Genomic DNA, 6,452 nt, shown 5'->3' on the forward strand with positions numbered 1-6,452 from the left:
TCGACCCCCGGGTCCCCCGCAGCCCCGCCGTACCCCCTCCGGGCACGGCGGGCCTCCGGCCGGTCCCCTCCGCCCCCCATCGTTTGGAAGAAGGCCATGAAGATCGACGAATTGGCGGGTCACGCCATCAGCGGCGCGTCCCGGGAGTACGACGTCGTGGTCATCGGCGGCGGACCCGTCGGTGAGAACGTCGCCGACCGGACGAGCGCCGCAGGACTGGACACGGTGCTCGTGGAGGGCGAACTCCTGGGCGGCGAGTGCTCGTACTGGGCGTGCGAGCCCAGCAAGGCACTGCTGCGGCCCGTGGTGGCGCGGGCCGACGCGCGCCGCATACCCGGCCTGAAGGGCGCGGTCGGCGGGCCGCTGGACGTGGCCGAGGTCCTCGCCCACCGGGACCGGCTCTCCGCGTACTGGAAGGACGACGACCAGGTCGCATGGCTGGACTCCGTCTCCGTCGATCTGGTGCGCGGCCACGGCCGCCTGGACGGTCCCCGTCAGGTGGTGGTGGACACGCCGGACGGCGGCACGGTCCGGCTGACCGCGCGGCACGCCGTCGTCGTCGCCACCGGGACCACGACGCGGCTGCCGGAGCTGCCGGGGCTCGCCGAGGTCCGTCCCTGGACCAACCGCGAGGCGACGAGCGCCCGCGAGGCCCCGGGGCGCCTGGTGGTGGTCGGCGGCGGTGTCGTCGGCGTCGAGATGGCCACCGCGTGGCGGGCGCTCGGTTCCGAGGTGGTCGTGCTGGTGCGGGGGTCCGGCGGGCTGCTGGCCCGCATGGAGCCGTTCGCCGGGGAGATGGTCGCCGACGCCCTGCGCGAGGCCGGTGTGGAGGTGCGTCTCGGCGCCTCGGTGGCCGCCGTGGCGCGCGAGGGAGGCCCGGACGCTCCCGTGCGCGTCACCCTGGCGGACGGCGGGACAGTGGTCGCCGACGAGATCCTCTTCGCGACCGGTCGCGCCCCCCGCACCGCGGACCTCGGGCTGGAGACCGTCGGCCTCGTCCCCGGCGACTGGCTGACCGTGGACGACACCTTCCGGGTGACGGCCGTCGCCGACGGCTGGCTGTACGCGGCGGGCGACGTCAACCACCGCGCCTTGATGACGCACCAGGGGAAGTACCAGGCGCGGATCGCGGGAGCGGTCATCGCTGCCCGGGCGAAGGGCGAACCCGTCGACGACCGCAGGTGGGGCGCGCACGTCGCGACCGCCGACACCGAGGCCGTGCCGCAGGTGGTCTTCACCGACCCCGAGGTCGCCTCCGTCGGACTGACGACCCGTGAGGCCCTGGCCGCGGGGCGCCGGGTGGACGTCGTGGACTACGACATCGGCCGGCTCGCCGGCGCCGTGCAGTACGGCGAGGACTACCGCGGCAGGGCGCGCGTCCTGATCGACCCGGAGCGCGGCACTGTGGTCGGCGTCACCTTCGTCGGCCCGGGGGTGCAGGAACTGCTCTATTCGGCGACCGTCGCCGTCGCGGGGGAGATCCCTGTGGACCGGCTGTGGCACGCCGTCCCGGCCTTCCCGACGATCAGCGAGGTATGGCTGCGCGTGCTGGAGGCCTACCGGGACATGCGCAAGGACTGAGGGGCAGCCGCGTCCGCGGGGGTGCGACGCCCAACGGTCCTCCTCCGCACCGACGCCGCGTCAAGGCCGCCGTCGGAGGGGGCCTGGACCGGCCACAGCCGGCCCTTCGCCGGGCGTCCGGCCGGCTGTTCCCGGTCCGCTGCGCGCCGGGCCGGGCGACCAGGTGCGCTGCCCGCGCGGGACGCGTCACCGGTTCAGGGCCATCGGCTGACACGCGGCCCGGCCGGGCGGCTCCGAGGGGCTGTTCGCGGAGGGCGGCGACGCTCCGATGTCCGGCGTCCAGGTGCCCCCGTGGGGACCGGAACGCTTCCAGGGTCCCATGCTCGACCTCTTCGAGAAGTACGGCGTGGAAGCGCTGCCCGCCCGGCCTCCAAGGCCGGGCGGGGCTAAGCGGCCCGGTCAGGCGGCGGAGTCACCGCCCTCGGTGGCCTCCTCGGGGACGAGCAGCACCGCGATGCGGCTGGTGTGGGCGATGGCGTCGCTGACGCGGGGGTTGAAGAAGGCCGCGACCGAGCCGCGGTGGTGCGGGCTGAGCACCAGGAGGTCCGCGTCGAACTGCTCGGCCGCGTCGGAGATCGCGCCGGGGACCTGCTGCGTGGTCACGTCGCGGACGAGCTCGCCGTCGGCCTTCTCCACCCCCATGCCGTGGAGCGTGGCGACGGCCTCGTCGATGACGGCGCCGGCTTCGGAGTCCTCCTCCAGGGGTGTGACGGTGTCGAAGGCGACCGTCGAGGCCAGCACGTGCACGACGTGCACCGCGGCACCGGTCAGCCGGGCCAGGTCGCCGGCCGTCCGCAGGGCGGGCCGGTGGGAGTGGCTCGAGTCGACGGCGACCAGGATGCGCTGGTACATGGGCGTTCTTCTCCTCTTCGAGAACTGGACAGGGTGCGGCGGACCCGGTGGGGTCCGCACTGCACCCCTGTCACCAGCGCTGTCGTGCGGTGTGACATTCCCTGACCCGGGTGCGGCATTCATCGGCCGCCCGCGCCGCAGACGCAGGAGGGCGCACGACGACGGCCGCCGCGCCCCGAAGGGCGCGGCGGCCGACGCGTGGCGGTGGTGGTGCGAGGTCAGGCGGCGGCGTTCCTGCGCCGCACGACGACGACGATCACGGCGCCCAGTCCGAGAGCGAGCAGCCCGGAGCCGCCGAACAGCAGCGCGCCGCCGGCACCGGTGAGGGCCAGTCCGCCCCCGGAGCCACTGGTGGAGTCACCGACGGAGTCACCGCCGGAGGACGAGGCGCCGCCGCTGCCGGACGCTCCGGCGGAGCCCGACGTGTCGTCGTCGGAAGCGGTGGGGCTCGGGGTGGCCGACGGGCCTCCGGAGGAGCCCTGCGAGCCGTCGCCCCCGGCGTCGTCGTCGCCGGTGCCGTTCAGCACGATCCACGCCGTGTTGTTGGAGTGGTCCGCCTCGTTCGGGCTCATCAGCTCCGGCAGGGCGACCTTGCCCCTGGCGTTCTTCACGACCTTGTCGATGCGCAGTTCGAAGGGGAAGCTCACCTTGGTGTGCTCCAGCAGCGGGGTCCCCACCCAGCACAGGTAGCCCTTGACGCCCTCGTCGATGGTCGTGGCGCCGCAGCCCTTCGGGGTCTTGGTCACCTTCGCCCCCTCGGGGATGGTCACGGTGAAGCCGATCGGCTCGCCACCGCTGCGCAGCGAGCTGATCCAGGCCGGCCCGTCGTTGCGGAAGCCGATCTCCGCCTTCACCGTGTCGCCGGCCTTGCCCTGGGCGGAGGCGCCGGTCAGCACGAGGTCGTAGGTGTTGCCGCTGGGAAGGTCGACCTCGGCGTAGCGCGCGTAGTCGCCCGCGGCGGCGCCGGGAAGCTCCTCGAGGGTCAGCGGGGCGCCGGTGCCCGGCGTGTAGCCGTCGCCCTCCATCAGGGCCTTGGCCTTCTGCGCGCCGACCGCGGAGAACCCGTAGTTGACGATGTCGTAGAGGGCGAACTCGGCCGTCTTCACCTTCAGCGGCTCGGACAGGGCGTAGGCCGCACCGGCCTTGTAGGTGCCGGGGAAGGTGCAGATCACGTCGGTGCCCTGGTACAGCAGCGACCCGTCCGTGGTCTGCTTGTAGGCGCAGTTGCCGTAGCTGTCGGGGAAGCTCAGCCCGCGCGAGCCGTGGACGTGCAGCACGGTGCCGTCGGCCGCCATGCCGCCGACGTTGCGGAAGCCGACCGGGGCCTCGTAGGTGTCGCCCGCGGCGAAGCCCTTGGGCTCGGAGAGCTTGCGGCCCAGCAGCTCCGGACCGCCGACCAGCACATCGATGGTGAGCGGCGTGAAGTCCACGCCCTCGCCCTCGCCGGTCACCTTGATGGTGCCGAAGTCGCCGGCCGCGCTGTCGGCGTCGACGGCGAGGCGGATGTCGCCGATCTCGTTGTACCGCTCCCCGGCGTTGATCTCGTAGCCGTCGCAGACGGCGGTCAGACCCTTCGCGGCGCAGGGCAGCTTCACGGCGGCGACGCCGTCGAGACCGCTGGCGTCGATCTTGATCGTGTACGAGCCCTGGTGGACGACCGGGATGACCCCGTCGTCGCCCGGCTCGTCACTGCCGGGCGCGGCGAGCCGCAGCGTGACCTGGGGCTCGTCCGAGTCCTCGTGATCGCTCTGGAGCGACAGGTCCACGTGGCTCTGGCCGGTGATGGCGACCGGCAGCGGAGCGCCGTCCTCGGCGAAGGCGGAGGCGGCGGGTCCGAAGCCGGCGGCCAGAGCGGCGGCCGCCACGAGCCCGATCGCTGCCCGGGCAACCGATCGGCGGAAGGGACGTCTCATTCAGCGTTTCCTTGTCGGAGGCAAAGGGATGCAGCAGGCTGAGCGGTGCGCCACCTCGGGCGCACGCCTTTCAGACCGCTCGCGCCCCCGACCGTTGTCCACGGGAAGATCACATTGCGATCACAGAAAGGGCTGCAGCGCCCCAAAAAATGCCTGCGAAATGCCCTATAGGCCGACAAAACGGTCGCAGGCCGCAGGGGTGGCATCCGAGGGGCCGGAATAGTTGCCTCGGCATACGGGTTGCCCCTTACGTACGCCCTACGACGACCTGGACCACGGTCCCCTACCGCTGCCCGGAGGCCTCACCCCATGACGCACACGACGGCCGACCTGCCCACCCGGAGAGCCGGCGGGGCGGTCGTCCCGGTACTCGCCTTCGCGGGCATCGTTGTCGCGGTGATGCAGACCCTGCTCGTGCCGGTCATCAAGGATCTGCCGCAGCTGCTGCACACGGCCCCGAGCAACGCGACCTGGGTGCTGACCTCCACCCTGCTCTCGGGCGCCGTGGCCACGCCGATCATGGGCCGGCTCGGCGACCTGTACGGCAAGCGCCGCATGCTGATCATCAGCCTCGCGGTCATGGTGATCGGCGCTGTGATCAGCGCCGTCACCAGTCAGCTGCTCACCATGATCGTGGGCCGTACGCTGCAGGGCTTCGCCATGGGCGCCATCCCGCTCGGCATCGGGCTGATGCGCGACATGCTGCCGCGTGAGCGGCTCGGTTCGGCGATGGCGCTGATGAGTTCCTCCATCGGCGTCGGCGGCGGCCTGGCGCTGCCGGGTGCGGCGCTGATCGCCCAGCACGCGGACTGGCACGCGCTCTTCTACGCCGCGGCCGGCCTCGGCGTGCTCGCCATCGTGCTCGCCCTGCTCGTCGTGCCGGAGTCCCCGATGCGCGCGAAGGGCTCCTTCGACCTCTTCGGCGCGCTCGGCCTGTCCGCCGGCCTCGTGCTGTTCCTGCTGCCGATCACCAAGGGCAGCGACTGGGGCTGGTCGTCCGGCACCACCCTCGGGCTGTTCGCCGCCGCCGTCGTCGTGCTCCTGCTGTGGGGAGTGATGGAGCTGCGGATGAAGGCCCCGCTGGTCGACCTGCGCACCACCGCCCGCCGCGAGGTGCTGCTCACCAACCTCGCCTCGATCATGGTCGGGGTCGCCTTCTACGTCGTCTCGCTCGTCCTGCCCCAACTGCTGCAGCTGCCCGTCGCCACCGGCTACGGCCTGGGGCAGTCCATGGTCGTCGCCGGTCTGGCCGTCGCCCCGCTCGGCCTGACGATGATGTTCACCGCCCCCGTCTACGCCCGCCTGTCCGCCCGCTTCGGCCCCAGGACCACGCTGATCATCGGCCTGGTGGTGATCGGCGCCGGCTACGGCGGCGGCATCGGCCTGATGGACGCCGTCTGGCAGACGGTGCTGACCTCCGTGGTCCTCGGCGCCGGCATCGGTCTGGCGTACTCCTCGCTTCCCGCGCTGATCGTCGGCGCGGTCCCCGCCTCCGAGACGGGTGCCGCCAACGGCCTGAACACCCTGATGCGGTCCGTCGGCACGTCGGTGTCGAGCGCCGTGATCGGCATGGTCCTGGCCAACACCGCGCACCATGTGAACGGCGTCGCCGTGCCCACCCTGCACGGTTTCCACCTCTCCTTCCTCATCGCCACCGGCGCCGTCGTCGTCGGCCTGCTGCTCGCCATCGGCCTGCCCGGCCGGCGCTCCGGCCCGCACCTTCGCGCGGCCAGTGCCCAGGAGGCCGGTCCGGCGCGTGCGGAGCAGGTCGTCAGCGGCTTCCGCGGCCGGGTCGTGGGCGCCGAAGGCACTCCCGTACCCCGCGCCAAGGTGACCTTGATCGACCACCGGGGCCGGCAGGCCGGCGCGACGGTCACCGCGGAGGACGGCAGCTACGCGATCGCCGTCCCGGCCGGGGGGTCGTATGTGCTGGCCACCCGCGCCGCGGGACACGGTCCCCTCGCCTCGGCCGCCCGGCACACGGGCGACGAGCGCATCGTCGACCTCGACCTGACGCTGCCCGGCGAGACGGTCACCGCCTGAACGGCGCGACAGCCACCGCGGGGGGGGGGGGGGGGGGGGGGGGGGGGGGGGGGGGGGGGGGGG

At 73.2% G+C, this 6,452-nt stretch carries 4 protein-coding genes; 2 read left to right on the forward strand and 2 right to left on the reverse strand.

Translation table 11 applies throughout. The features are described from left to right. Positions 1-96: 96 nt before the first annotated feature. A complete protein-coding gene (locus ACRWND_RS25400; protein WP_431953273.1) occupies positions 97-1,581 on the forward strand; it encodes a dihydrolipoyl dehydrogenase family protein in 1,485 nt (494 codons plus the stop codon). Positions 1,582-1,980: 399 nt separating this feature from the next. On the opposite strand, the gene ACRWND_RS25405 is transcribed toward ACRWND_RS25400, so the two are convergent. After that, positions 1,981-2,433, reverse strand: coding sequence for a universal stress protein (locus ACRWND_RS25405; RefSeq protein ID WP_431953275.1), 453 nt, complete (start codon positions 2,431-2,433; stop codon positions 1,981-1,983). A 218-nt stretch (positions 2,434-2,651) separates the two neighbouring features. Next, positions 2,652-4,346: a hypothetical protein gene (locus tag ACRWND_RS25410; protein ID WP_431953277.1), complete on the reverse strand. Its 1,695-nt coding sequence runs from the start codon at positions 4,344-4,346 to the stop codon at positions 2,652-2,654. Positions 4,347-4,655: 309 nt separating this feature from the next. On the opposite strand from ACRWND_RS25410, the gene ACRWND_RS25415 reads away from it, so the two are divergent. Beyond that, a complete protein-coding gene (locus ACRWND_RS25415) occupies positions 4,656-6,389 on the forward strand; it encodes an MFS transporter (protein ID WP_431953279.1) in 1,734 nt (577 codons plus the stop codon). Positions 6,390-6,452: the final 63 nt, after the last annotated feature.

The organism is Actinacidiphila sp. bgisy167 (assembly GCF_965342175.1).
Taxonomy (GTDB): domain Bacteria; phylum Actinomycetota; class Actinomycetes; order Streptomycetales; family Streptomycetaceae; genus Actinacidiphila.